23 protein-coding genes and 4 pseudogenes are annotated in these 24,966 nt (G+C 71.1%); 18 read left to right on the top strand and 9 right to left on the bottom strand.

What is annotated here, in order from left to right:
* A complete protein-coding gene (locus tag AB0472_RS10715) occupies positions 1-234 on the bottom strand; it encodes a hypothetical protein (protein ID WP_366355269.1) in 234 nt (77 codons plus the stop codon).
* A complete protein-coding gene (mca, locus tag AB0472_RS10710; protein WP_366355267.1) occupies positions 227-1,108 on the bottom strand; it encodes a mycothiol conjugate amidase Mca in 882 nt (293 codons plus the stop codon). The genes AB0472_RS10715 and mca overlap by 8 nt, the downstream gene beginning before the upstream one ends.
* A 194-nt stretch (positions 1,109-1,302) precedes the next feature.
* Here mca and AB0472_RS10705 point away from each other — a divergent pair, with 194 nt between their 5' ends.
* Together AB0472_RS10705 and greA are read left to right on the top strand one after the other, a co-directional pair.
* Positions 1,303-1,701 carry a DUF4307 domain-containing protein gene (locus AB0472_RS10705; RefSeq protein ID WP_366355265.1) on the top strand — a complete coding sequence of 133 codons (399 nt, stop codon included), beginning with the start codon at positions 1,303-1,305 and terminating at the stop codon, positions 1,699-1,701.
* 168 nt (positions 1,702-1,869) lie between these two features.
* Positions 1,870-2,370: a transcription elongation factor GreA gene (greA, locus tag AB0472_RS10700; RefSeq protein ID WP_366355263.1), complete on the top strand. Its 501-nt coding sequence runs from the start codon at positions 1,870-1,872 to the stop codon at positions 2,368-2,370.
* 62 nt (positions 2,371-2,432) lie between these two features.
* Here greA and AB0472_RS10695 read toward each other — a convergent pair.
* Positions 2,433-3,176 (bottom strand): annotated as a pseudogene (locus AB0472_RS10695) (ABC transporter permease); the annotation flags it as partial.
* A gap of 123 nt (positions 3,177-3,299) precedes the next feature.
* Between AB0472_RS10695 and AB0472_RS10690 the strand changes: the two are divergent.
* Both AB0472_RS10690 and AB0472_RS10685 read left to right on the top strand, forming a co-directional pair.
* Positions 3,300-3,857: pseudogene (locus tag AB0472_RS10690) on the top strand (IS5 family transposase); the annotation flags it as partial.
* A 74-nt stretch (positions 3,858-3,931) separates the two neighbouring features.
* Positions 3,932-4,246, top strand: a complete 315-nt coding sequence (locus AB0472_RS10685; RefSeq protein ID WP_366355261.1) for a hypothetical protein — start codon at positions 3,932-3,934, stop codon at positions 4,244-4,246.
* A 156-nt stretch (positions 4,247-4,402) separates the two neighbouring features.
* On the opposite strand, the gene AB0472_RS10680 is transcribed toward AB0472_RS10685, so the two are convergent.
* The 4 genes from AB0472_RS10680 to ilvA all read right to left on the bottom strand — a co-directional run bounded on the left by AB0472_RS10680 (position 4,403) and on the right by ilvA (position 7,872).
* A complete protein-coding gene (locus AB0472_RS10680) occupies positions 4,403-5,182 on the bottom strand; it encodes an ABC transporter permease (protein WP_366355690.1) in 780 nt (259 codons plus the stop codon).
* A 17-nt stretch (positions 5,183-5,199) separates the two neighbouring features.
* Positions 5,200-5,406, bottom strand: a complete 207-nt coding sequence (locus AB0472_RS10675) for an integral membrane transport protein (protein ID WP_366355259.1) — start codon at positions 5,404-5,406, stop codon at positions 5,200-5,202.
* Positions 5,403-6,419 (bottom strand): ATP-binding cassette domain-containing protein, encoded by a 1,017-nt coding sequence (locus AB0472_RS10670; RefSeq protein WP_366355257.1) that lies wholly within the window; start codon positions 6,417-6,419, stop codon positions 5,403-5,405. Before AB0472_RS10670 ends, AB0472_RS10675 begins: the two co-directional genes overlap by 4 nt.
* A 217-nt stretch (positions 6,420-6,636) precedes the next feature.
* Positions 6,637-7,872 carry a threonine ammonia-lyase gene (gene ilvA / locus AB0472_RS10665; protein WP_366355255.1) on the bottom strand — a complete coding sequence of 412 codons (1,236 nt, stop codon included), beginning with the start codon at positions 7,870-7,872 and terminating at the stop codon, positions 6,637-6,639.
* 163 nt (positions 7,873-8,035) lie between these two features.
* Here ilvA and AB0472_RS10660 point away from each other — a divergent pair, with 163 nt between their 5' ends.
* From AB0472_RS10660 to AB0472_RS10650, 3 genes are all read left to right on the top strand, one after another.
* Entirely contained in the window at positions 8,036-8,536 is a 501-nt protein-coding gene (locus tag AB0472_RS10660) for a MarR family transcriptional regulator (protein WP_366355253.1), read from the top strand.
* A gap of 169 nt (positions 8,537-8,705) precedes the next feature.
* Positions 8,706-9,212, top strand: coding sequence for a sigma factor-like helix-turn-helix DNA-binding protein (locus AB0472_RS10655; RefSeq protein ID WP_366355251.1), 507 nt, complete (start codon positions 8,706-8,708; stop codon positions 9,210-9,212).
* Positions 9,209-9,457, top strand: a complete 249-nt coding sequence (locus AB0472_RS10650) for a hypothetical protein (RefSeq protein WP_366355249.1) — start codon at positions 9,209-9,211, stop codon at positions 9,455-9,457. Before AB0472_RS10655 ends, AB0472_RS10650 begins: the two co-directional genes overlap by 4 nt.
* A gap of 162 nt (positions 9,458-9,619) precedes the next feature.
* Here AB0472_RS10650 and AB0472_RS10645 read toward each other — a convergent pair whose 3' ends face one another.
* Positions 9,620-10,777, bottom strand: coding sequence for a cystathionine gamma-synthase (locus AB0472_RS10645; protein WP_351959446.1), 1,158 nt, complete (start codon positions 10,775-10,777; stop codon positions 9,620-9,622).
* Between the two features lie 119 nt (positions 10,778-10,896).
* Here AB0472_RS10645 and AB0472_RS10640 point away from each other — a divergent pair, with 119 nt between their 5' ends.
* From AB0472_RS10640 to AB0472_RS10625, 4 genes are all read left to right on the top strand, one after another.
* On the top strand, positions 10,897-12,015 hold the full coding sequence (locus AB0472_RS10640) for a hypothetical protein (RefSeq protein WP_366355247.1): 1,119 nt from the start codon (positions 10,897-10,899) through the stop codon (positions 12,013-12,015).
* 269 nt (positions 12,016-12,284) lie between these two features.
* Entirely contained in the window at positions 12,285-12,947 is a 663-nt protein-coding gene (locus AB0472_RS10635) for a hypothetical protein (RefSeq protein WP_366355246.1), read from the top strand.
* 472 nt (positions 12,948-13,419) lie between these two features.
* Complete coding sequence (locus AB0472_RS10630) at positions 13,420-14,163, top strand: DUF3472 domain-containing protein (RefSeq protein WP_366355244.1); 744 nt, start codon at positions 13,420-13,422, stop codon at positions 14,161-14,163.
* A 230-nt stretch (positions 14,164-14,393) separates the two neighbouring features.
* Entirely contained in the window at positions 14,394-15,083 is a 690-nt protein-coding gene (locus AB0472_RS10625) for an HAD-IA family hydrolase (RefSeq protein WP_366355243.1), read from the top strand.
* 213 nt (positions 15,084-15,296) lie between these two features.
* Here AB0472_RS10625 and AB0472_RS10620 read toward each other — a convergent pair whose 3' ends face one another.
* The gene (locus AB0472_RS10620) at positions 15,297-16,553 is read right to left on the bottom strand and encodes a hypothetical protein (protein ID WP_366355241.1); all 1,257 of its coding nucleotides are present in this window, start codon (positions 16,551-16,553) and stop codon (positions 15,297-15,299) included.
* Positions 16,554-16,769: 216 nt separating this feature from the next.
* On the opposite strand from AB0472_RS10620, the pseudogene AB0472_RS10615 reads away from it, so the two are divergent.
* The 7 genes and pseudogenes from AB0472_RS10615 to AB0472_RS10585 form a co-directional block, all read left to right on the top strand.
* Positions 16,770-16,907: pseudogene (locus AB0472_RS10615) on the top strand (GNAT family N-acetyltransferase); the annotation flags it as partial.
* Positions 16,908-17,167: 260 nt separating this feature from the next.
* Positions 17,168-18,451 carry a bifunctional GNAT family N-acetyltransferase/ATP-binding protein gene (locus AB0472_RS10610; RefSeq protein WP_366355240.1) on the top strand — a complete coding sequence of 428 codons (1,284 nt, stop codon included), beginning with the start codon at positions 17,168-17,170 and terminating at the stop codon, positions 18,449-18,451.
* A gap of 95 nt (positions 18,452-18,546) precedes the next feature.
* A pseudogene (locus AB0472_RS10605) lies at positions 18,547-18,710 on the top strand (DUF4291 family protein); the annotation flags it as partial.
* Between the two features lie 146 nt (positions 18,711-18,856).
* Entirely contained in the window at positions 18,857-19,519 is a 663-nt protein-coding gene (locus AB0472_RS10600; protein ID WP_366355238.1) for a hypothetical protein, read from the top strand.
* 234 nt (positions 19,520-19,753) lie between these two features.
* Positions 19,754-22,189: a SpoIIE family protein phosphatase gene (locus AB0472_RS10595; protein ID WP_366355236.1), complete on the top strand. Its 2,436-nt coding sequence runs from the start codon at positions 19,754-19,756 to the stop codon at positions 22,187-22,189.
* 181 nt (positions 22,190-22,370) lie between these two features.
* Positions 22,371-23,819: a hypothetical protein gene (locus tag AB0472_RS10590; RefSeq protein WP_366355235.1), complete on the top strand. Its 1,449-nt coding sequence runs from the start codon at positions 22,371-22,373 to the stop codon at positions 23,817-23,819.
* A 308-nt stretch (positions 23,820-24,127) separates the two neighbouring features.
* Entirely contained in the window at positions 24,128-24,913 is a 786-nt protein-coding gene (locus tag AB0472_RS10585) for a hypothetical protein (RefSeq protein WP_366355233.1), read from the top strand.
* Positions 24,914-24,966: the final 53 nt, after the last annotated feature.

Here is a 24,966-nt window from a genome sequence, read left to right as displayed (position 1 = left end):
TCAGTTCCCGGGGTCGGCCGACGGCGTCTTGGAGTCCGCCCCGGTCTGGGCGGACTCCTTGAAGTCGACCTTCTGCATGTGCTTGCTCATGGACTTCATCAGGCCCCAGACCGCCAGGGCCATCACCGCGAAGACGATGAAGCCGAGGACTCCGGGGGTGACCTTGTTCTCGTCGACCTCCTTGGCGAGGGGGACGAGGTGCGTCAGTGCCAGGCTTGCGCTCATGTCAGGCATTGTCGCGGATGCCCGCAAAGAGGTCGTCCTCGGGGAGGGAGGTGTCGACGAGTGACTTCGCCAGCTCGTACTCCTCGGTCGGCCAGACCTCCTTCTGGAGGTCCATCGGCACCTTGAACCAGCCGCCGTCCGGGTCGATCTGCGTGGCGTGCGCGATCAGCGCCTTGTCGCGGATCTCGAAGAACTCCGCGCACGGGATGTGCGTGGTCAGGGTGCGCTCGGTGCGCTCCATCTCGTTCCACCGCTTCAGCCAGTCCCCGTACGGCGACTCCAGGCCGCGCTCCAGCATGGCGTTGTGCAGCGCCTCGGTGCGCGGGCGGTTGAAGCCCTGGTTGTAGTAGAGCTTCTGGGACTGGAAGACCGGCCCGAACTCGGCCTCGGGGTACTTCTCGGCGTCGGCCGCGCCCTCGAAGGCCACCATCGAGATCTTGTGGGTCATGATGTGGTCGGGGTGCGGGTAGCCGCCGTTCTCGTCGTAGGTGGTGATCACCTGCGGTCGGAACGAGCGGATCCTGCGCACCAGCTCCCCGGCCGCCTTGTCGACGTCCTCCAGGGCGAAGCAGCCCTCGGGCAGCGGCGGCAGCGGGTCGCCCTCGGGCAGTCCGGAGTCGACGAAGCCGAGCCAGTCCTGCTTGACCCCGAGGATCTCGCGGGCCTCGTCCATCTCCTTCTTGCGTACCTCGTGGATGTGCTCCTCGATGTACTTGTCGCCCTGCAGCTTGGGATTGAGGATGGAGCCGCGCTCCCCGCCCGTGCAGGTCACGACCAGCACGTCCACCCCCTCGGACACGTACTTCGCCATGGTGGCCGCGCCCTTGCTCGACTCGTCGTCGGGGTGCGCGTGGACGGCCATCAGTCGCAACTGGTCAGTCAAGACTCAATCCTTGGTAAGTCGGCGCCCCGGTAGCTCGGAGGCGATGGAGAGGAGTCGTCCCGCAGGGACGTCGTTGAGGGGTGGTGGTCGGGCGGCGGGCGGGAGGCTTCTATAGTGACCGAATCAGGGGGCGAATAATTCCGGGGTCCGGTTCCCGAACCGGTCCGGGGGTGGTTCCTGCCAGGAGGACGATCATGAGTACCGCGAGCACGCGGCTGCCCGAGGGCCGTTACGGCAGCTCCTCGGACGCGCGCGCCGACCGCAAGCTCAAGGTCGCCGGCGCGGTGCTGGGTGCCCTGCTGCTGGTCCTGGTCGGCTACTGGGCCTACCACTATGTCGTACAGAACAAGATCAGTGCCCAGGTCGTGACGTTCGCCGCGTCGGCCGACGCGGTCGAGGTGCATCTGGAGGTCCACAAGGACTCCGGCACCTCCGGCTACTGCACGCTGCGCTCCCAGGCGGCGGACGGCTCCGAGGTGGGCCGCGCGGACTTCCGCTTCACCGGTTCCGCGACCGAGATCGACCGCGTGGTCACCCTCCGTACGACGGCCCGGGGCACCACGGCGGAGCTGCTCGGCTGCCACGCCGACTGACGTCAGCCGCAATACGTAGGCGCTGACCTGCGTTGACGTAATTCTGATGGCTTATGTCCTCCCCCTTCCGTCGTTGAATTGTTAGGCTCGTGGTTTCGCCCTTCCAAGAAGGAACATGCTTCCGGGTAGGGCGATGCTTTGTATTCCCAGTACCGACGAGGAGCACCTGTGACCCAGACCAGCGAGAACGTCACCTGGCTGACCCAGGAGGCGTACAACCAGCTCAAGGCCGAGCTGGAGTACCTGTCTGGTCCTGCGCGCACGGAGATCGCCGCCAAGATCGCCGCCGCGCGTGAGGAGGGCGACCTGCGCGAGAACGGCGGGTACCACGCGGCCAAGGAGGAGCAGGGCAAGCAGGAGCTCCGTGTGCGCCAGCTGACCCAGCTTCTGGAGAACGCCAAGGTCGGCGAGGCCCCGGCGTCCGCGGACGGCGCCGTCGCGCCCGGCATGGTGGTGACCATCGCCTTCGACGGTGACGAGGACGACACCATGACCTTCCTCCTGGCCTCCCGCGAGTACGCCAGCGCAGAGATCGAGACGTACTCCCCGCAGTCCCCCCTGGGTACCGGTGTGATCGGCCACAAGGTGGGCGAGGACGTGGAGTACGAGCTGCCGAACGGCAAGAAGGCCTCGGTGCGGATCCTGAAGGCCGAGCCCTACTCGGGCTGACCCGGACAGACATCCGGCCCCCGGCGTCCACGTGACGCCGGGGGCCTTTGTCGTGCCAGGCGTCAGGCGGTGGCGGAGCGGTACTTGCGGACCGCGAGCGTCCGGAATATCGCGATGATCAGGATCGAGTAGATCAGCGACGCCGACACCGGGTGCTGCATCGGCCAGGCCTGCGACAGGGACTGGCCGGGATTGCCGAAGAGCACCCGGCAGGCCTGAACGGTGGCGCTGAACGGGTTCCACTCGGCGATGTGCCGCAGCCACGGCGTCATGTGGCTGGTGTCCACGAACGCGTTCGAGATGAAGGTGACCGGGAACAGCCAGATCAGTCCGCTGGAGGTGGCCGCCTCGGGGGTGCGGACGGACATGCCGATCAGGGCACCGATCCAGGTGAACGCGTAGCCGAGCAGGAGCAGGAGCGCGAAGGCGGCGAGGACCTTGCCGACGTTGGTGTCGCCGTCGGTCCCGACGCGCCAGCCGACGATCAGGGCGACCACGGCCAGGACCACCAGGGTCAGGGCCGTCTGGACCAGGTCGGCGAGCGTGCGCCCGGTCAGCACCGCACCGCGCGCCATGGGCAGCGAGCGGAAGCGGTCGATGAGTCCCTTGTGCATGTCGTCGGCGATGCCGGCTCCGGAGCTGGCGGTCGCGAAGGTGACGGTCTGCGCGAAGATGCCGGCCATCAGGAAGTTCTTGTAGTCGACGGCGCTGGTACTGCCGCCGATCTGCATGGAACCGCCGAAGACGTAGGTGAACAGCACCACGAACATGATGGGCTGGATCAGCCCGTAGATGATCATCTCGGGGAAGAGTGTGCGCGGGTGTGATTCTGGTTGCAGCCGTCCCCGGCACCCTCGCAGAGCTCCAGAGCCTCAAGATCCAGCGCCGCGAACTTCGGATCGATGCTGCCCGTGACCTCCATGGGAGGTGCTCACCAGCACGCCGCCGGAGCACGCCGAGACGGTCACGCCCAGAAGGAACCGCCGGGCGGCCTGGTCGACGAGCCCGCCGATCACGCCCTGGGCCGGTCCCGGGGCGGCCTGACCACGAAGATCCACCTGGCCTGCGAACAGGGGCAGAAACCGTTGGCCATCCTGATCACGGCAGGCCAGCGTGGCGACTCGCCGCACTTCACAGCGGTTCTGGAAGCTATACGCGTGCCTTGCAAGGGGCCCGGCCGGCCGCGCACCCGACCGGATCGGGTGCGCGGTGACAAGGCCTACTCCTCCCGCGCGAATCGGGACTACCTGCGCCGACGCGGCATCGCCTGCACCATTCCTGAACCGGCCGACCAAGTCCGCAAGCGCCGGGGCCGCTCGGGCGGCCGACCGCCGGCGTTCGACCGCGAGGACTACAAGGGCCGCCACGCCGTCGAGTGCGGGATCAACCGCCTCAAGCGTCACCGGGCGGTGGCCTGCCACTACGACAAGCTCGCCGTCCGCTTCCAGGCGACCGTGCTGGTCGCCGCGTTCGGCGAGTGGCTGTGAGCCAGACCCGCCGCCCGATCGGCCAGGCGTGCCATGCTGACCGGCGACAGCATCCAGTGCCCTTCGGAGGATCCGTGGCCGCCACCTATCACCGCGCCGACAGCGAGAACGGCGACCACATCGACGACCCGTCCGAGGACGCCATCTACATGCTGATCGACGACCTGAACGACACCGACAACACCTTCGTCGTCATCCAGCCCGACGAGGACGACCCCGCCTGGTACGTCTCCGTCGCCGTCCTCGACGCCGGCGAGGGCTACGAGGTAGTCCGCCGTGACACCCGCAGCCGCGAGCACGACGTCACCACGGGCGAGAACATCAGCGACATCGCGCACGAGATCGTTCTATGGCTCAAGGGACGGAGCCGCCCGCGGTCAACGAGCTGAAGCCGTCGGCCTTTCAAAACACGGCCTAGGCGCGCTGAGCCCCCTCCGAATCACGGAGGGGGCTCAAACGTTCAGAAGCCACCTGAGGCTCACACCCACGCCATCGCAGTGTGAATCCCCGAGACTCCCTGGGCGCCGGGCAAAGGCATACGTTGCTCAACCAGCTGCCCGGCGGTACTTGCGGACCGCCAGTGTCCGGAAGGCCAGGATGATCACGACCGACCAGATCAGCGAGGCCCAGACCGGGTGCTGCATGGGCCAGGCGTCGGACGTGTTGAAGCCCGGCGGAAGGTTGCCGAACAGCTCACGGCACGCCTGCACGGTGGCGCTGAAGGGGTTCCACTCGGCGATGTGGCGCAGGAAGGCCGGCAGGTGGTTCGCGTCCACGAACGCATTCGAGATGAACGTCAGCGGGAACAGCCAGATCAGGCCGCCCGAGGTCGCCGCTTCCGGAGTCCGTACGGTAAGGCCGATGAGTGCGCCGATCCAGGAGAACGCGTAGCCGAGCAGCAGGAGCAGGCCGAAGCCGGCGAGCACCTTGCCGATGTTCTCGTGGGTGCGCCACCCGACGATCACGGCGACGATCGCCAGGACGACGAGGGTGAGTGCCGTCTGGACCAGGTCGGCGAGGGTGCGGCCGGTCAGGACCGCGCCGCGGGCCATAGGTAGGGAGCGGAAGCGGTCGATGAGGCCCTTGTGCATGTCGTCGGCGATGCCCGCGCCGGCGCCCGCCGTGGCGAACGTGACGGTCTGGGCGAAGATGCCGGCCATCAGGAACTCGCGGTAGGACTGGGTGGAGCTGGACGAGCCGACCTGGATCGAGCCGCCGAAGACATAGGTGAACAGCACCACGAACATGATGGGCTGGATCAGCCCGAAGATCAGCATCTCGGGAATCCGGCCCATGCGAATCAAGTTTCTGCGGGCCACGACCATGGAGTCGTTCACGGCGCTCACTTCACCAGCTCCTTCAGAGCGTCGAGCCGTCCGTCTCGGAGGAGCGGCGAGATGGATCCTGACCGACACGAGCGAACAGGATCCGGGATCCGGGACATGCGGATCAGGTTGCGTTTCGCGACGACCATCGAGTCGCGGAACGACTGGGTCAGGGCGTTGCCGGGGGCGGCCGGCACCCGTGCGGTGTCGCTGACGGCACTCACTTCACGGCCTCCTTGCGGCTGTCCTTGCGGGTGTTCTTCTTGTCGCCCGGGCCACCGTTGCCCTCGGGCTTCTCCTCGGCCACGTGTCCGGTCAGGGAGAGGAAGACGTCGTCGAGGGTGGGGCGGCGCAGGGCGATGTCGTCGATCTCGATGCCCCGGGAGTCCAGCTCGCGGATGACCTCGGCGAGCAGCTTGGCGCCGCCGGTGACGGGGACGGTGAGCTTGCGGGTGTGCTCCTCGACGGTGGTGTCGCCCTTGCCGAAGCCGCGCAGCACCTCGGCGGCGGTCCGGATGTGGTCGCGCTCGTGCACCACGACCTCGACGCGCTCGCCGCCGGTGCGGGCCTTGAGTTCGTCGGAGGTGCCCTGGGCGATGACCTTGCCGTGGTCGACGACCGCGATGTCGTGGGCGAGGTGGTCGGCCTCTTCCAGGTACTGGGTGGTGAGCAGCAGGGTGGTGCCGCCGGAGACCAGTTGCTGGATGACCTCCCAGAGCTGCTGCCGGTTGCGCGGGTCGAGGCCGGTGGTCGGCTCGTCCATGAACATCACCGGCGGGGAGACGACGAGCGCGGCGGCGAGGTCGAGGCGGCGGCGCATGCCGCCGGAGTAGGTCTTGGTGGGGCGGTCGGCGGCGTCGGTGAGGTTGAACTGCTCGAGGAGCTCGACCGCGCGGGCCTTGGCCTGCTTGGCCCGCATCTGGTAGAGCTGGCCGACCATCTGCAGGTTCTCGCGGCCGGTGAGGTATTCGTCGACCGCCGCGAACTGTCCGGACAGTCCGATGGAGCGGCGTACGGCGTCCGGTTGCGCGAGGACGTCTATGCCCGCGACGACGGCCCTGCCGCTGTCGGGGCGGAGGAGGGTCGTCAGGCAGCGGACGGCTGTCGTCTTGCCCGCGCCGTTCGGTCCGAGCAGTCCGAGGACCGTGCCTTCGGGGACGTCGAGGTCGACGCCGTCCAAAGCCCTTACGTCACCGAAGGTCTTGACCAGACCTTCGGCATAGATGGCGCCTGGCATATGGGTCTCCACGTCGTCGGGGATTCTGTGAGAAGGCTAGGTATGCGGCCCTCGGTCCGCCTATGGTTTTCCGCCGGCGCGACGGCGGGCGGAAGAGGGCGCGGTGGCCACGCGACACACCATAACGCGATGTATCGCGTCCGTCGACGGATTTCCCCGAACGAGTGAGTGAACAGATACCGTCCTGGTCCCGCACCGCCGGGATCGGCCGCGGTGCTCAGTCGATAACGGTGTAACCGGCCTCGCGCAGGGACTGGCCGACCTCGGCGCAGTGGACCGGGCCCTTGGTCTCCAGGTGGAGCTCGACCTCCGCCTCCGCGAGCCCGAGGCGGGGGTCGGTGCGGATGTGGCTCACGTCGAGGACGTTGGCGTCGACCGCCGACAGCACCCCGAGCAGGGTGGCGAGCGCGCCCGGCCGGTCGGTCAGCCGCAGCCGCACGGCCAGGTAGCGGCCCTGTGCGGCCATGCCGTGCCGCAGCACCCGCTGCAGCAGCACCGGGTCGACGTTGCCGCCGGACAGGACGGCGACCACCGGTCCGGCCGAGGCGAAGGCGCCGGGGTCGGCGAGCAGGGCCGCGACCGGGCTGGCCCCGGCCGGTTCGACGACCATCTTGGCCCGCTCCAGGCAGAGCAGCAGCGCGGCGGACAGCTGGTCCTCACCGACCGTGCGGACCTCGTCGACCAGCTCCTCGACGAGCGCGAACGGCACGTCACCGGGCCGTCCGACCCTGATGCCGTCGGCCATCGTCGCCGGGTTCGCCACCGTGACCGGGCGCCCGGCCGCCAGCGAGGGCGGATACGCGGCCGCGCCCGCCGCCTGGACGCCGACGATCCGCACGTCCGGCCGGACCGCCTTCACCGCGACCGCGATCCCGGCCGCGAGCCCGCCGCCGCCGATCCCGACGACGATCGTGCCGACCTCCGGGCACTGGTCCAGGATCTCCAGTCCCACCGTGCCCTGACCGGCGATGACGTCCGGGTGGTCGAAGGGGTGGATGAACACCGCGCCGGTCTCGGCCGCGTACTCCTGGGCGGCGGCCAGCGTCTCGTCGACCACCTGGCCGTGCAGCCGCACCTCCGCGCCGTACTCGCGGGTGGCACTGATCTTGGGCAGGGGGGCGCCGTTGGGCATGAACACGGTCGAGTGGACGCCGAGCAGCGACGAGGCCAGCGCCACGCCCTGGGCGTGGTTCCCGGCGCTTGCGGCGACCACCCCGGCGGCACGCTCCTCGGGCAGCAGCCCGGCGATCCGGACGTAGGCGCCGCGCAGTTTGAACGAACCGGTCCGCTGGAGGTTCTCGCACTTGAGGTGCACCGGCGAGCCGACCAGCTGGGACAGGTGCCTGCTGCCTTCCATCGCGGTCGCCCGCGCCACGCCCGTGAGCATCTTCTGGGCGCCCCGCACGTCGTCGAGGGTGACAGGGCGCAAGGAGTCAGCCGGGCGGTAGCTCATGACTCCAGTCTCGCAGTTCACAGGCCGAGGGCGCGGGTGTGACCAACCTCCGAGACCGGTTTGCGCAGCGCCGGTACGGCTCGCCCCCTGTCCGCGTACTCTGTCCCCCACATCAGCACTCCTTTCATGAAGCGAGCCCCCGGCCATGCCCACAACACCCGAAATGTCGATGGACATGACGACCGTCGGTGACACCGGCCTTCTCGACACTCTGCAGCACGAGGTGGCGGTGTTCGCCCGCCGTGCCGAACAGACCCGTCTCGGCGGCGTCGGGCAGGTGCGCAACTCCATGGACCGCGCTGCGTATCTGCTGCTCAACCGCCTCGACAAGGAAGGCCCCATGGGGGTCAAGGCGCTCGCCGCGAGCATGGGGATCGACTCGTCCACGGTCACCCGGCAGGTGGCTCCGCTGGTCGACACCGGGCTCGTCAAGCGCACCTCGCACCCCGAGGACGGCCGGGCCGTGGTGCTTCAGCTGTCCCCGCGCGGGCTGTCGCGGCTCGAGGAAGTGCGTTCGTCGCGGCGCCAGTTGATGGCGGAGCTGACGCAGGACTGGGAGCCGGCGGAGCGCGAGGCCTTCTGCGCGCTGCTCACCCGCTTCAACAGCGCGCTCTCGGCGCGGATGGCCGTGCCGCCGGGCTCGGACACCCCACCGGCCTCCTGACCGCCGGCCCGTCTCCCCGGGCAGCCGCCACGTGCGCCACGCGTGCGTGCCGCACGCATCCGGCACGCACGCGTGCCGCGCGGCTCTTGACCGTGACCCCGGCCCTGGCCTCATATGAGACCGGGCCCCGGTGTGACCGTGTCCGGGCCCTCACAGCCGAGGAGGGGCGGTGCGTGATCGGCAGGCGCTGCAGAACGCCCGCCAGGCCCGGGAGTTCGAGGCGTTCGTCGCGGGCGCGGCAGGCCGGCTGCTGCATGCCGCGACCCTGCTGACCGCCGAGGCGCCGGACGCCAACCCCCGCGCGCGGCGCCTGCTGACCCTCGCGCTCGCGCACACGTACGCGGGCTGGGACCGGCTGCGCGGCGAGGATCCGTACGACCGCGCCCGCCAGCACCTCGCCCTGCGCTTCGCGAACTCCGCCTGGCACCAGTACGGCGGCCCGCTCAGCCGCACCCGCCCGCATCCCCGCAGCGTTCTCGCCGGGCTCACGCCCCAGGAGCGCCTGATCCTGGTGCTGCGGCTGTACGAGGGGGTCGCCGAGGAGCAGACGGCGGCGCTGCTCGGCCTGCCCGCGGAGCGCGTGCGCACCCTCTGCGACCGGGCGACGGCCACCCTGCTGCATCCGCCGCGAAAAGCGGCGCCGAGGGTACTGGGGGCGAAGGTGGCACCGTCGTGAACCGTGTCGAACGCGAGGCGGCGGCCCGGCGGGTCATGGAGCGGACACCGCCGCCGGTACCGCCCGACCTGTACGGCGAGGTGCTGCGCCGGGGCGGCCGCATGCTGCGGCGCCGGCGCAGGGTCCGCCGTGTGCTGTGGCTACTGCTGTGCGCGGCCGTCGTGGCGTTCGCGGTGTGGGCGGCGACGGTGCATCCATGGGTGGAGCCGCCGTCCACGACGACTCCACCCATCGTCGACTGGTAGGACCGATCGACGGCCGGCGGCCCGGCGAGGACCGGTCGTCGGCTGCTGGCCCGCCGAGGACCGGCCGGCGGCCGGCGGACCGGTACGGACCGGCCGGCGGTCCGGTCCTCGGCCGGCGGTCCGGTCGTCGGCCGGCGGTCCGGTCGTCGGCCGGTGAAACGATCAGCCGAGCGCCTGCTGGAGGTCTTCCAGCAGGTCGTCGACGTTCTCGATGCCCACGGAGAGACGCACCAGGTCGGCGGGTACCTCCAGGGCGGAGCCGGCCGCCGAGGCGTGCGTCATGCGGCCCGGGTGCTCGATCAGGGACTCGACGCCGCCCAGGGACTCGCCGAGCGTGAACACCTTCGCGCGGTTGCAGACCTCGACGGCCGCCTCCTCGCCCCCTGTGACCTGGAAGGACACCATGCCGCCGAACGCCTTCATCTGCTTGGCGGCGGTCTCGTGCCCCGGGTGCTCGGGCAGGCCCGGGTACAAGACCCGCGTCACGCGCGCGTGCCGGCTCAGCATGTCGGCGATCCGGGTGGCGTTCTCGCTGTGCCGGTCCATGCGCACCGCGAGCGTCTTGGTGCCGCGCAGCACCAGCCACGAGTCGAACGGCCCGGCGACCGCGCCCATCGCGTTCTGGTGGTAGGCCAGCTCCTCGCCGAGCGTCTGGTCGGACACGATCAGCGCACCGCCGACCACGTCCGAGTGACCGCCCATGTACTTCGTCAGCGAGTGCACGACGACGTCCGCGCCGAGCGCCAGCGGCTGCTGGAGGTAGGGCGTGGCGAAGGTGTTGTCGACGACGAGCCGGGCACCGGCGTCATGGGCGACCTGCGCGACGGCGGCGATGTCGGTGATGCCGAGCAGCGGGTTGGAGGGGGTCTCCACCCAGACCGCCTTGGTCTTCGGGGTGATCGCGGCCCGCACCGCGGACGGGTCGCTGGTGTCGGCGACGGACCACTCCACGCCCCATCGGGAGACGACCTTCGCGAACAGCCGGAACGTGCCGCCGTAGGCGTCGTTCGGGATGACCACGTGGTCGCCGGGGCTGAGCAGCGTGCGCAGCAGGGCGTCCTCGGCCGCCAGCCCGGACGCGAACGCGAGCCCGCGCCGCCCGCCTTCCAGGGCGGCGAGGTTCTCCTCGAGGGCGGTCCTGGTCGGGTTGGCGCTCCGGCTGTACTCGTAGCCGCCGCGCAGACCGCCGACGCCGTCCTGCTTGTAGGTCGAGACCTGGTAGATCGGCGGTACGACCGCACCGGTGAGGGGGTCCGCCGTGTTGCCCGCGTGGATGGCGAGCGTCTCGAAGTGCTGACTGATGTGGTGCCTGTCGCTCATGGTGGACGAGCCTAGTGCTCCGGCGGCCCCGACGCGTTGTCCACAGGCCGGGCCGCCGGTCGTCCACAGGTCGGAGGACCGGTTGGCCAATTGTCGGCGCCGTCTGGTTCGCTTGACGCATGGCGATTCTCTGGGCCCTGATGGCGCTGCTCCTGCTGAGCTTCGCGCTGCTCCCCGTCCTGCGGCGGCGGCGCGGCATGATCGAGCAGGTCCACCCGAGCCACCCGGACGCCGCCGACCCGGCGGACTACGGCTTCGTGCGCGAGGAGGACCTGGACATCCGCATGCCCGGGCCCGACCAGGACCTGCTGGACGTCCTCGACGTGGTGCAGCGCACCCAGGACTACCGGGCGGCCTCGCAGCTGCTCGCGGGCACGGAGATCGTGGGGGAGCTGCGCTGGCAGCGTGTGCAGGCCTTCGCGGGCGCGGCGGCGCTGGAGCTCCAGGAGCGGCCGGGTGGGGTCAGCGAGACGCCGGGCGGGCAGTGGCTGCGGGTCTGGCGGGCCGAGCAGCCCAAGGACGCCGGCGGTGCCGCCGTGCACGCGGAGTTCCTGGTGCAGCAGGCATGGCGGACGTCGGTGCCCGGCACCGACGACTTCCGGATCATCATGGAGGAGGCCAGGGACGCCTGCGGGCAGGCGGCGCTGCTCTCCCCCGGCGACCCGGTGCCGTACATCATCGAGCTGTCGGTGGCGCGCGGGCTGAACTACCCGCAGGCGGAGTTCGAGCAGCTGTGGCTGAAGATCCTGGACCGCGCCCCCACGCACATGGGGGCGCACCTCGCGGCACTGCACTACTGGTGCGAGAAGTGGCACGGCTCGCGCGAGCTGGCGTACTCCTTCGCCGAGGCCGCCGCGGCCCGCGCCCCGCAGGGCTCGCTGCTGGCCGCGATGCCGCTGTTCGCGGTCTTCGAGCACCTGCCCGAGGTGAACCTGGTGGTGAGCTTCTACCAGAGCGAGGTCGTCACCAAGGCCGTGCACGGCGCCCTGCACGCGGTGCACTCGGCCCGCCAGGACGACCCGATGCTCGCGCACGTCCGTCACCTGCTGGTCTTCTTCCTGGTCCGCTCGGAGCGCTGGGCCGAGGCCATGGGCGAGCTGATACACGTCGACGGACACGTCGGGGCCCTGCCCTGGACGCTGTCGGCGAACCCCGCCTCCGAGTTCGCCCTCTTCCGCGCGCTGGCGGTAGCAGGCTACGAGGCGAACGGCGGAAGCCCGGCGACGCTGCAGAGCTGAGGGGGGCCGACGGGAAGACACGTCGAGTGCCGGCTGCGGATGCGTGGGGGCTTGTCGCACCGATCCTCGCCCAGCCTCCAGCCTTCGGCTGGGGGTAGCCCGGCGTCGGCCCTTCGCGGCGCTTGAGCTCGGTTGGTTTCCATCGGCGGGGGGATCTGGCCGATGGACGCAACTCTGCGGGCGCCACGCGTCCTTGTCCTGGTCTGCGGTTTCTGTCTGTTCACAGCCCGCAGGGACCTCCCTGTCGAGCCGAGGATCATGGTCCCGTGATGAAGTGGACGAAGGAGACCCCTCCGGCCGGGCATTCCGAGCATGAGCCGGAACTCTCGGCCTACCAGCGGGCGATGCGGGACAGGATTCTCGCGGCCCCTGTGGTGCCCGCGCCGGAGCCCTGGCGGCCCGTCTTCGAGTACGAGTACGGCGTCCCTGTCGGCGGACTGCTCGGGATCGGCTTCGCGACGGACCCCGCCACCGGCCACGATCTGGTGATGGTCGTCTCCTCCGACGGGCACGGTCTCTTCGACGCCGTCAGCGGCAAGAGGATCGCGCGGGATCGTGACGCGGACCCCGAGGGCAGTAGCCGCGACGCGGATCCCGCGCTGTGGTGTCCTGGGTTGGGACCGGTCGCCGGAAGCAGGGTGCGCATCGCCGGACTTTTCGGCGGAGGACTGCACACCACGTGCGGAGACGGTTGGAGGCTGGAGGTCGTCGCTCCGGCCTGGCCGAACGAACGTGTCCTGCTCTCCCGCGACGGCGGACTGCCGCACTCCGGTCCGCACGGGGAGCGCTGGTGGCACGTCTTCCACTCCCACTACTCCGAGCTCCGTGCCGCTGGATTCTCACCCTCCGGGCAGACCCTTGCCGTAGCGACGAGCAGCGATCTGTCCCTCTGGACCCGCCGCGCCGGCCACAGCCGCGGTGGTGGCGACTGACGATCAGCCGCGAGCCGGGAGCTGAGGTCGTCGGTCTGCCGCCCCTCGGGGACTGGCAAGCGCCGCCTACGAGGGTGCAGGTATGGCCCGTTGGGTTGCTCGGCGGCGCCACCTGGCCGAAGCCGGCCAGTGGTTTCATGACGGCGAAGCTGGAGCCGCCGGGTGGCGCCGCCGGGGATGACGCCGGTCGCCGACGGTTCGTCGGGCGTAGGGCGGTTCAGCTGTGGTCCACTCCGGACGGCTCGCGGTGACGTGTGCGTCGGCCGAGGCGGAGAAGGGGAGTGCATCCACTCCGCGAGCCAGCGGACGCTTCCTCACGCCCCTTCTCCGCCTGGTCGCTCGCGGCCAATCTGGAGCGACAGCCACTGCTGGGTTCGAGCCGTGAACAGAGCTGTCTGATACGGGGGTTGGAATGAAGGGCGAAGGGACGCGCCGTCGGTGGCGACGGGTTGGCACCATCAGGCTTCTCTCGATGGTCGCCGCCGCCTGCATGGCGCTCATGACCGGTACCGCGCCGTCACACGCTACGCAGCACCAGAACGCCAACGAGTACGCCTTGTGGGACTTCCACGGCGCGAACGGCTTCTGGAACATCGACCAGCGCGTACAGATCACGCGCAAGGCGAACCACTCCTACTGGGCGCTGCTTTGGGATTTCACGGCCACGCCCGGCAAGGGCGGGTACATGGGTCTGCAGACCGACGGCCAACGGTTCAACCACACCACCGGTGAGACCGCGATCTTCTCGCTGTGGAACGCCACCGGCAGCAGGGGAAGCGGCTGCGGAGCATTCAGCGGCGAGGGGACGGGGCTCAGTTGCAGGATCCCGTACGCCATCTCCCCGCAGACCGATTACCGGTTCCGTGTATGGCGGCTGCAGGCGGACTCCGGTGGCCAGTGGTGGGGTGCCTGGATCCAGAACATGCGGACCGGCGTCGACACGCCTGTCGGAAGCCTTCGAGTCCGACGCGACCAGATCCTGTTGGGCACACCGTCCAACTTCAGCGAGTACTTCGGCGATGCCGTCGCCTGTGACAGGGTTCCGCAGTCGGTGGCCTACTTCACGCAGCCTGCGGCCAACGCCCAGGGCGGCGGACGATACCAGTACACCGCCACCTACAGGTCCTCCACCCGGGGCAACTGCACCGGTGGTTCCGTGTCACTGGTGAACCTCGGCTGGACCAAGGCCGCCAGGGTGCTTCTCGGCGGCCCATGACACCGGACCGAGCGGAGTACCCGGCACTCGGCCGTCCGGTGAAGCACCACGCCACGGGGATGCGCGGCCTCCGGCCTCGGCCGACCATCTCCGTCCGGCCCAACGCGCCGCACGGTATTCGGGGCCACGGACGACGCGTCCGCAGGGGGACGTCGGTGGATTGCTCGGGTCGCAGGTCTCGATCGTCCTGGGCTTGTGGCCGGGTCGTCGGTGCCGTCAGGATCGGCCGCATGGTCAAGGGTGTGATGTTCGACTTCTCCGGGACCCTCTTCCGGATCGAGTCGGCTGCGCAGTGGCTGCGCGCGGTGGCAACGAATGCCGGTCTGGACGTACCCGAGGGTGAACTCGACGCGTGCGTCGGCCGACTGGAGGAGTTCGGGGCCCAGCCCGGAGGGGTCCCTCCGCGCACCGTGCCGCCCCGTCTGGAGGCGCTGTGGCGGGAGCGTGACCTGACAGCCGAACGGCACCGGGCCGCCTTCACGGCCCTGGCCCGCGAAGCGAAGCCGCCTGCGGTCGACCTGGCCGAGGCCCTGTACGAACGTTCCCAAGTGCCAGGGGCGTGGCTGCCTTATCCCGACACCGAGGAAACCCTCCGCGCCCTGCGTGTGCGAGGTGTCCCGGTCGTTGTCGTCAGCAACATCGGCTGGGACATGCGCCCTGTCTTCCGCCACCACGGTGTCGATGACCTCGTGGACGACTACTTCCTGTCCTTCGAGTGCGGGGTGAAGAAGCCCGACCCCCGGATCTTCCAGATGGCATGCGACACGCTCGGAGTGGCGCCCGGCGACGCACTCATGGTGGGAGACGAGCCTGTCGCGGACCGCGGAGCCGCCACGCTGGGGTGCCGGGTCCACCTGGTCGATCCCCTGCCCGTCGACCGGCGTCCCGGCGCGCTGGCCGAGGTGCTCCAGCTCCTCTGACGTGCCCGGTCGGGGCGAGCGCCGGCGCGGTGTCGAGGGCCCGGCGACCGAACGCCGTCCGGTTCCCGGGCGCGGTGACGGGTTCCCGCCGACCGGCCACCGGGATCCCGTCGTCGCAAGGACGAGCGGGCCGCCGAGCCGAGCTGACGGGCTCCGTTGCGCCGGCGGCGACGGGGTTCGTGCATACCGCTCACCGCGCGCGTCGGACCGTCGTCAGCTCTGGCCCTGGGCCCGGCGGCGGCGCACGATGACGAGCGTGCCCGCGCCCGTGACCACCGCCGCGGCAGCCACGCCCGTGATCGGCAGCGCCGCGGACCCGGTCGCCGCCAGGTGGCCGCCGTTCGGCGTGGTCCCGTCGTTGCCGGTCGACGACGACCCGCCGACCGACCCGCCGACGGACCCGCCGACGGACCCGCCGGAGCCGCTGGTCGACCCGCCCGTCGACCCGCCGACCGATCCGCCGGAGCCGCTGGTCGACCCGCCCGTCGAGCCGGTCGGCCCGCCACCGGTGACGTCCAGCGTGATGTCGGCCCTGTCGTCGGCCTTGTGGGGGTCGAACGGCCGCGCCTCGGTGCTCAGCGCCACCGTGCCCTTGGCGTGCGTCACGCGCTTGTCGATCCTCAGCTTGAACGTGTAGGCCTGCCGGCCGCCCTCGTTGAGAGCCCCCGCGAGCATGCCGCACCGGTACGCCCCGCCCTTGGCCCTGCAGAACGTGGCGGCCTTGACGACCGACGTTCCCGCGGGCGGCGTGACGACGACGCTGACGGACGTGCTCCCCGGCCTGCCCATGACCCAGGCGGGTCCCGCGTTGGTGAACTCCACCTTCATCGGCACCGTTTCCCCGACGCGCCCCTTCAAGGCCGCACCCGTCACCTGGAAGTCGGCCGTGTTGACGGAGGTGACAGGCACATGGACGACTCGCGCGGACCCCTCGCCCCCGGCCGGGCTCTCGACCAGCTTCACCGCCGGTGCGGTGCCCGCCACCGGCGCGGTGCCGTTCTCGTCCACCCCCGGATCGTCCTCCCCGACACGCAGCCACAGTTCGTCGTTCAGCGCGCGGTCCAGAACCTTGGCACGCAGGGGCCTGTCGAGCGTGTAGACGGCGCCCGGCTCCACCGCCTGGTCGAACCCGCACGCCACGGTCCACAACTCGGGCATCTCGTCGTAGGAACGGACGTACTGTGCACGGCAGTTGGAGGGCACCTCCGCGAAGTCGAGTCCCCGGGTGACGGCGTAGTGGACCCACACCTTCGCGGCGGCTCGGGTGCCCTTGTTCGCCACGGTGACCGGCAGGTCGAAGGTGCTCCCTGGTTTGACTCCGTCGATCGGTCCGATGCCTCCGACGACCAGTTCAGGTGCGGGTTCATCGGCGAAGGCCGCGGGAGCCGCGGCCAGCGCGATCAGGCCGGCGGCGCCGAGGGCGGCAACAGCGGCACGGGGGGCGCGACGGTTGTGCGGGGGCATCGGCATGGTGAACCTCTGTCGGAACGCGGCCAAACGGACAGTTTTCCCCGGGTGAACAATCCCTCGTCGCTAGACTCCCGACGACCCAGAACAGTTGCACGCCGGGCGCCCCCTCCGCCCTGCGACCGGACCCTCCGGACACCGACGCGGACGACAGGCCGCTCCGGCCGACGGGTCACATGGCCGCCAGGTGATCAGGGAGCGTCGACGAGGCCGCACTTCGGCACGGTCACCGTGCGGGCGCCCGCCCCGAGCACGCCCGTTCGTGCCGGACACGCCCAAGCCCACCACCCGGGCGCCGCCACCCTCGCCGACCCCCTCTTCCGCTCCGACCGCGCGCCGCACTGCCTGCGCCGGTTCCGACCGCGCGCCGCACCGCACTGTCCGCCTTGGTTCCGACCGCGCGCTCGCCGGTCCTGCGCGGGTCTCGTCGGCCGTAGCCGCCTGTCGGGTGGGGCGTGACGCGCAGTGCTCGGCCCGGAGCGTGCCCGCGCCGGAACGGCTGTCCACGCGAGCCGGTCGGGGCGGTCGCGGAGCCGGTCGGGTTCGCCACGGAGCGCCACACATTCGCCACAAGGAACCTGATAAGGGACAATAGGGATTCCGCGCCGGGTGAGGTGATGGCGATGCCCGCTTGGCATCTGCGTGACTATCACGACGACGATCTCGACCAGGCGATCCAGATCTGGGACCAGAGCCGCCAGTCCGACGAGCACCGGGTGTTCCCGGTCTCCGAGGTGATGGCCGCGGCCAAGGCCGGTCAGACGGCGGTGGTCGCGGTGGTGGGTGGCCAACTGGTGGGCATGGCCGTGGCGCAGGCCCACGACAAACGGGGCTGGATCCTGCTGGTGGCACTCGCCTCACGATGGCGCGAGCGCGGGATCGGCAGCGCGCTCCTCACCGAGCTGGAGCGGCGCCTGCGGGCACTGGGCGTGCGCCACATCAGCGCCCTGCTGCCGGCCGGTGCCGCCGGGACGAAGGCTCTGGAGAACTCCGGCTACCAGTCCCGCGCCGACCTGACCTACTACGAGAAGCTCGAACCGCCCGGCACCGCCAACGCCGACGTCCTCGCCGCGCTGGGCGGCCGCTTGCTGCCCGAGGGGCTCTGGGACGCCATGGCCGGCATGGAGCGGGAGAAGCAGATCGTCGAGCGCCGTGTCGTACTGCCGCTGACCGAGCCGGCGCTGGCAGACCGCTACGGTGTCGTACCGCCCAAGTCGATCATCCTGTTCGGCCCGCCCGGCACCGGGAAGACCAGTTTCGCCAAGGCAGTGGCCTCGCGGCTCGGCTGGCCGTTCGTGGAACTCTTCCCCTCCCGGCTCGCGGCCGACACGAGCGAGGGACTGGCCGCGGCGCTGCGGGAGGCTTTCGCGGACTTGGCGGAACTGGACTCGGTGCTGCTCTTCATCGACGAGGTCGAGGAGATCGCCGGCGTGCGCTCCGGGAAGGCGGTCGACCCCGGGCACGGAGTGACCAACGAGCTGCTCAAGCTCATCCCCGTCTTCCGCGAGTGCGACGCACGGCTGCTGGCCTGCGCCACCAACTCGGTGCGCTCCCTCGACGCGGCGTTCCTGCGGCCGGGCCGGTTCGACTACGTCATCCCCATCGGCCCGCCGGACCCCGCCGCCCGCGCGGCGATCTGGGCCCGCTACCTCAGGGCCTCGCGCGACTCGGTGGACCTCGGCCAACTGGTCGGGGCCAGCGAGCTGTTCACCCCCGCCGACATCGAGTTCGCCGCCCGCAAGGGCGCACAGGCGGCCTTCGAGTACGAGGTCACGCACCGCGAGGGGCGAGCGGCCACCACCGAGGACTACATGACCGCCATCGGCGACACCCGGCCGACTCTCACCCCGCACACGATCGAGGAGTTCACCGAGGACATCGACAAGTACAGCCGGCTGTGACCAAGCCGTCGTTCCGGTGGACGATGCACCGCTGCGGCTGGGCGCCAGGGAGGGCCGGGAGACCGGGCCGGCCGTCGAGATCGGCCGGGACCCGGCCGTACCGATCTCTGCAACTCGGCCTCTCCGGGCGGCCGTACGGCGCTACGCGGACAAGTGGACGGTCGCCATCCGTGACGTGACCCCGCTCGGCTGCCAGATCCATGCCCTCGTCAGTGGCGGTCGCCTGGCCTCCCCGACCCGGCTGCTGCCGCGGGAACGCCTTGTCCCATGGAGGGTGCGTCTCTCCTGTCCGACCGATGCCGGGTTCGGTCCTGACCGGTCTGGCACACTCGCGGTCGGCCGGGCGGCAGGCGACGACGGGGTGGGAACGTGGGACTTTTCGGCTCGCGAAGCCGGCGCAGGGGCATGCCGAACGAGCCGGCGCTGCTGGCCGCGGCCGCCGAGAACCCAGGTGGCAGCGTCGCCGAGATCGACCCGGCGTACATCGACGACCCGAACGGCTACGTACCCCCCGAGGCGATCCGCGGCGTGTGGCTGGTGGACGACAGCGGGAAACTCACGGGTGAGTACCACGAGAATCCTCGTCACGGGGTGCCACAGGACGACTTCGGCAAGCTCACCGATCCCGATCACTGGCTCGGCTGGCTCGGCGACGACCCCGCGACCGCCGTCCGCAGAGGCATCGAGGAATCCTTGCGCGCCCAAGTGGCGGACGCTGTGGTCGAGTGGGTCAAGATCCTCGAAACGCCCCGGTTCCTCACGGGTGCGCGCAGGCGGTCCGAGGATGAACGGGTCATGTTGGTCACCCGCGCGGCGCTCGCCGCGTCGTTCGCGTTGTCGGTACGCACGGCGCGGCACGGGCGCTCTGTCCTGTTGGGGGTGTTCTCCTGGGCGGCGGTGCACCTCTCGACGCCCGAAGCCCGCCGGGACCGGCACTGGTTCGACCTGAACGTCGGGCTGGACTGGGCCGGTGAACGGCTTCAGGAACGCATCTACGGGATTGACGGCACAGACGGCACAGACGGCACAGACGGCGCGGACGGCGCGGACGGCCCCGACGGGCGGTAGAGCGGTCGTGCCACGCCTTTCCGGCGGCGGTCGCAGCGGGTGGGGCGTGCCGCTCGGCGGGGCGCGGGGTGGCGCCGGAGGTGCCGCGGCAGCTCGGTCCCCCTCCCCCGGTGGCCCCGGCAGGCGTCGGGGCCACCGGGCCCGGAGACGGTCCGGGCCGGGCGGTGGCGCGGGAGAGTCGCGGACGGAGGGCGCGGGGAGGACCATCGAAGGCACGGAGGCAAGGTGATGGCCATGGGGATGCCCTCGACGCACTTCAGCGAGAGTCCCGAGGACCCGTTCGCCCTCGGGCGCGGTGCCTCGGCCGTGCTCGACGCGCGAGGCACCGTGGTCGGCTGGAGCGCACGTGCGCGGGAGTTGCTGGGTTATCCGGCCGACAAGGTGCTCGGCCGGGCGTGGCAGGACGTCCTGGTGGACGCCGAGGACCTGCATGTCGTGCGGTCCGTCGTCGTGGACGCCGTGCAGGCGGGGGGCTGGTTCGGCGTCCTGCCCGTCCGGCACCGCGACGGACACCGTGTGCAGATGGGCTTCCGGGCCCGTGTGATCACCCGGGAAGGGGGCGGTCAGGAGTGGCTCCTGGTCGGTGCTCCGGCGGCGGAGGTCATCGCCTGGCAACGGGACCGCGCACTGCTGGACGGCCTGTACCGCCGTTCCCCGATCGGCCTGGTCACCTACGGCCCCGACCGGAAGGTGATCCGGGTCAACCGCGCCGTCGAGAAGGCGAGCGGCGTCCCGGCCGGGGCGCCGGTGGGCCATCACCCCCGCGAGTTCATGGTCGCCGAGGACGCGGGTCCGACCGACGACCGGGTACGGCACGTCCTGGAGACCGGCGAACCGTTGATCTTCACGGAGCAGTCGGCCCGGGCACGCCACGACCCCGGCCGGGAACGGATCGTGTCCGTCTCGGCATTCCGGATGGAGGACTCCTCGGGCCGGGTCCTCGGCGTGGCGGAGACGATCCAGGACGTCACCGACCGCCACCGGGCGCAACGCAGGCTCGCGCTGCTGAACGAGGCGAGCACCCTGATCGGGACCTCGCTGGACGTGACACAGACCGCTCGGGAACTGGCCCAGGTGGCCGTCCGCGGCCTGGCCGACCACTGCTCGGTGGACCTGCTCACATCGGTGACACTCGGTGACGAACCCGTCGCCGGAACGGCGGGTCCGCTGCTCCGGGCCGCCCTCGCGCCACCGGAACCCCGGGTGCCGTACCAGGAGGGCGAGGTGGTCCCGCTGCTTCCGGAGTCCCCGCAGGCGCGGTGCCTGACCGAGCGCCGCCCGATCCTGGAAGGCCTGCTGTCGCTGCGCCCCGAGTGGTACGCCGTGGACCGGCGGCGGATCGAGATCGCCTCCGGTCTCGGCGTTCACTCGCTGATCGCGGTGCCCCTGGTCGCGCGCGGACTCGTCCTGGGCGTGGTGAGCCTGTGGCGCTCGCGCCATGCGGAGCCCTTCGAGGACGACGATGCCGCGGTGGCCCAGGAACTGTCCTCGCGTGCGGCCGTGTCCATCGACAACGCGCGCCGCTTCACCCAGCAGCAGAGCGCCGCGCTGACCCTTCAGCGCAGTCTGCTGCCGAGCGTGGCGTCCGACCTGCCGGCCGTGGAGGTGGCCTGCCGGTACCTGCCCGCGAGCGGTGAGCCGGGGATCGGGGGCGACTGGTTCGACGTGATCCCGTTGTCGGGGGCCCGGGTGGCCCTCGTCGTGGGGGACGTGGTCGGCCACGGGATCCACGCCGCGGCCTCGATGGGCCGCCTGCGGGCCTCCGCGCGCACCCTGGCCAGCCTCGACCTGGAACCGGACGAGGTGATGGCGCGGCTGGACGATCTGGTCAGCCTGCTCGCCGCCGAGCTGGAGGCGAACGCCGAGGGCAACCACACGGCGATCGAGCAGGTCGTCGGGGCCACCTGCCTGTACGCCGTCTACGACCCGGTCTCCCAGCGCTGCTCCCTGGCGCGGGCCGGCCATCCGGCGCCGTTGGTGTCCACCCCGGACGGCGAGGTGACCGTGCTCGAACTGCCCGCGGGGCCGCCGCTGGGCCTGGGCGGCCTGCCGTTCGAGACGTACGAACTCGACCTCCCGGAGGGCAGCCTGCTCACGCTGTACACCAACGGTCTGCTGGAGGCGCGCAACGGCAACGTCGACGCCGCGCTGAACGACCTGCACACGTGCCTCGGCTACGTCACCGAACCTCTGGAGCAGACCTGCCACGCCGTGATCGAGGCGCTGCTGCCCAAGGACCACCGGCCCATCGACGACATCGCGCTGCTCATCGCGCGGACCCGGGTGCTGCAGCCGCAGAACGTCGCCTCCTGGGAGCTGCCTCTGGAGGCGACCGCCGCCGCCCGCGCCAGGGAGCTGACCGCGGCGCAGCTGACCGAATGGGAGCTGCCCGAGCTGGCGTTCACCACCGAACTGGTCGCGAGCGAGCTCGTCACCAACGCCTACCGGTACGCGACCGGCCCCGCCACCCTGCGCCTCATCCGCACGCACTGCCTGATCTGCGAGGTGTCCGACACCAGCCACACCTCGCCCCACCTCCGGCGGGCCCTCAGCACGGACGAGGGCGGACGCGGGCTCTTCCTGGTCGCGCAGCTCACCGAGCGGTGGGGCACGCGCTACACCCACGACGGCAAGACCGTCTGGACGGAGCAGCCCCTGTCCGCCACGTGATCCGCGGCCCAGCCGGGTGCCTTCAGCCGGGTCATCTCCCTTTCCACGGACCGCTGTTCCGGCTTCCCGTGCCGCGTCCGTCCGCGGAGCGCGGTGGGACCGCCGTGTGTGCGAGACTCGGGCGGTCGGGTCCGCCGAGCCGGAAGGGCCGCCTGCCTTGTCGGACGTCATGCCGGTGCCCGTGCACCTCGACACAGTGGTGCAAGGACTCGCCCGCAACGCCGCGTTGCCGCCCGAGCTCGTCCGCCGCCTCTTCCCCTACCGTGGGGGCTTCGGCGACGTTGCCGGGCGCCCGGACCTCACCGACGACATGATCGCCGAGATCATCGCCATCGACGACGACTGGCTCACGCACGCGCTCGCGCTCAACCGCGGTCTGCCCGCTGCCTTCCGGATGCGACTTGCCGGGCACCCGGATCCGGGTGTGCGCACGGCCCTTGTGGCCGCTGCGGACGACGCACCGCGAGAGCTGTTCGAGCGGCTGCTCCCCGACCCCGACGTGCGGGTGCGCGAGGAGCTGGCGCAGAGCGATGCCGTACCGGCCGACCTGCGCACCCGGCTGGCGGCCGACCCGGAACCGGCGGTCCGGGCGACGCTGGCCCAATGGTGGACTCAGGCCCCGGAACCGGTGCGCCGCCTGCTGCTGACGGACCCGGAGGACACGGTGCGCGCAGGAGCCTGCGCGACCTACTACCGACGGCTCCCCCATCCCGTACCACCCGCCGACCTGCTTCCGGCGCTGCTGGCCGATCCGGTCACGCGCGCCGGGGCGATCCGCCACTGCACCCTGGATGCCGGGACGGCCCGCCTGCTTGCCGTCGACCCGGACGACGGAGTGCGCCGGGAACTCGCCGACCACCCGGACCTGTCACCGTCGCTGCGCGACATGCTCGCCGGGGATCCCAGCCTGCGGGTCGCGGTCCGCGTCTTCGCCCGTCAGGACACCCCCGAGCCGACCCGCACCGCGATCCACGCGCGGATCGTGCCCGACGTGCCCGCGGCGGACCCGCTCACCGATCCCGGGACCCCGGACGACGACATGCTCGACCGCCATCTCCTGAACGCGCTGGCGGCCGTGGAGCTTTCGACACTGCGTCTGCCGTGGGTGACCGCTGATCCCCTGCCCTACGTGGACTCGCCCTACGCCTGCTTCCGGGCTTCCGCCGCGCTGTCCGGCCGTCTGCCGGCGCCGGTCGTGACGCGGTTGCTGAACGACGAGGAGAGCAGCGTCCGTACGGCGATGGCCCTGCACGCCCGTGACCGGGTCGACCCCGCCACGGCCGAACGTGTCGACCGCGGCTACCGCCCGGTGAAGCGGACCCGTTGGCGTCCGGCCGACGAGTTCCCCCTTACCCCGCACGTCCTTCGGCGTCTGGCCACCGATCCCGACCCCAGGATGCGGCAACTGGTTCCGCGCGACGAGGACTTGCCGGTGGAACTCGTCCGTCTCCTGGCCGGCGACCCGCATCGGACGGTGCGCCGTGCGGTCGCGGCCCATCCCCGGCTTCCGCTCCCCGACCTGACCCGGCTGCTGGCCGACCCGTCGGAGTCGGTCGCTGCCGCCGCGGCCGCCAACCCCGTCCTGCCGGCCGGGCACATGCGTCACCTCCTCGCCCTGGCGGGCCTGTGAGGCGGGCGCGCCGCAGCTCAGGTGCGCCTGCCGCCACGAGTCGCCTCGCCCGTCGTTCGAGGGGACGTGAGACAGGGCGCTGACGGGGTCGGGGCAGAGGCCGGTCGACGGGTCCTCGGCGGTGGGCTGTCCGACGACGGCACCCGGGTGCGGGGCGGCGGGGCACGGTCAGGAGCTCGTCGTACCGCGCGAGGGCGGTGCCGCGAGCCGCTGGCCGGCGGAGCTCCGGCCCCCGGATGCGCCCCGCCGCTAAGCCGGATGGCGTCCTCGGGGTGCGTACCGGGGCAGCCCGCCACAGGATCCAGGTCATGCGGACATCTTCTGAGATACGGCCCTGTACTCCTCCGGCGCGGCGCGGCGCGGCCCGTCATGCCATACCCGTGGTCCTCGCCTGCGGTGTGCTGCTGGCCGGCGCCACGGCGTGCGCCGGAACCGACGGGCACAGAAGTCAGGTCGGTGCCCCGGGTGTCAACAACCCGGCCGCGTCCGGCTCCCCCGGCCCGGAGTCGGGCCCGCGCCTTCCGGGCGTCGGAAGCCGCATGGGCAAGCGCGTACCCGCCGACGCCCGCCAGGCCGTGGTCGTCTACGGCGACGACGCGGACTCCGCACAGAGCACCGTCGTGCTCTACGGGAAACAGGGCACCGCCTGGAAACGCGAGGGCAGCTGGCCCGCGCACAACGGCAGGCTGGGCTGGACGACCGACCATCGCATGGACGACGAGCGCAGTCCCGTCGGCGTGTTCTCCCTGACGGATGCGGGAGGGTCGCTGAAGGATCCGGGCAGCCGCCTGCACTACTGGTACGACGACAACGCCTTCGCCTCCATGATCGAGGACGGCGACGAGCACGTCCACGACTTCGACTACGTCATCGCCATCGACTACAACCGGCTCAAGGGCGTTGCCCCGTTCGACTGGAGCCGCCCCGACGGAGTGGAGAAGGGCGGCGGCATATGGCTGCACCTGGACCACGGCGACGGCACGTCCGCCTGTGTCACCGTTCCCGAGTCCGGCATGAAGACCCTGCTGCACAGCCTCGATCCCCGTCTTCACCCGGTCGTGGTGATGGGTGACCGGGAGCGGCTGAGCGCCTGAGCGGCGATGCCGCCGCTCGCGGCCGGCCCGGCCGTCGCGACTACAGGGCGGCA

This window comes from Streptomyces sp. NPDC086777 (assembly GCF_040702065.1).
Lineage (GTDB): Bacteria > Actinomycetota > Actinomycetes > Streptomycetales > Streptomycetaceae > Streptomyces.
Note: the sequence above shows the minus strand (reverse complement) of the source record. Positions and strands in the feature narration are given on the sequence as shown.

Bases quoted from the DNA above. Each gene is read 5' to 3' on its own strand.
- AB0472_RS10585 (WP_366355233.1), top strand. From the start codon at position 24,128: ATGCGGACATCTTCTGAGATACGGCCCTGTACTCCTCCGGCGCGGCGC.
- AB0472_RS10640 (WP_366355247.1), top strand. From the start codon at position 10,897: ATGGCGATTCTCTGGGCCCTGATGGCGCTGCTCCTGCTGAGCTTCGCG.
- AB0472_RS10670 (WP_366355257.1), bottom strand. From the start codon at position 6,419: ATGCCAGGCGCCATCTATGCCGAAGGTCTGGTCAAGACCTTCGGTGAC.
- AB0472_RS10595 (WP_366355236.1), top strand. From the start codon at position 19,754: ATGGGGATGCCCTCGACGCACTTCAGCGAGAGTCCCGAGGACCCGTTC.
- AB0472_RS10715 (WP_366355269.1), bottom strand. From the start codon at position 234: ATGCCTGACATGAGCGCAAGCCTGGCACTGACGCACCTCGTCCCCCTC.
- AB0472_RS10600 (WP_366355238.1), top strand. From the start codon at position 18,857: ATGCCGAACGAGCCGGCGCTGCTGGCCGCGGCCGCCGAGAACCCAGGT.
- AB0472_RS10620 (WP_366355241.1), bottom strand. From the start codon at position 16,553: ATGCCGATGCCCCCGCACAACCGTCGCGCCCCCCGTGCCGCTGTTGCC.
- AB0472_RS10705 (WP_366355265.1), top strand. From the start codon at position 1,303: ATGAGTACCGCGAGCACGCGGCTGCCCGAGGGCCGTTACGGCAGCTCC.
- AB0472_RS10645 (WP_351959446.1), bottom strand. From the start codon at position 10,777: ATGAGCGACAGGCACCACATCAGTCAGCACTTCGAGACGCTCGCCATC.
- AB0472_RS10625 (WP_366355243.1), top strand. From the start codon at position 14,394: ATGGTCAAGGGTGTGATGTTCGACTTCTCCGGGACCCTCTTCCGGATC.
- ilvA (WP_366355255.1), bottom strand. From the start codon at position 7,872: ATGAGCTACCGCCCGGCTGACTCCTTGCGCCCTGTCACCCTCGACGAC.
- AB0472_RS10635 (WP_366355246.1), top strand. From the start codon at position 12,285: ATGAAGTGGACGAAGGAGACCCCTCCGGCCGGGCATTCCGAGCATGAG.
- AB0472_RS10680 (WP_366355690.1), bottom strand. From the start codon at position 5,182: ATGGTCGTGGCCCGCAGAAACTTGATTCGCATGGGCCGGATTCCCGAG.
- AB0472_RS10630 (WP_366355244.1), top strand. From the start codon at position 13,420: ATGGTCGCCGCCGCCTGCATGGCGCTCATGACCGGTACCGCGCCGTCA.
- AB0472_RS10660 (WP_366355253.1), top strand. From the start codon at position 8,036: ATGTCGATGGACATGACGACCGTCGGTGACACCGGCCTTCTCGACACT.
- AB0472_RS10610 (WP_366355240.1), top strand. From the start codon at position 17,168: ATGGCGATGCCCGCTTGGCATCTGCGTGACTATCACGACGACGATCTC.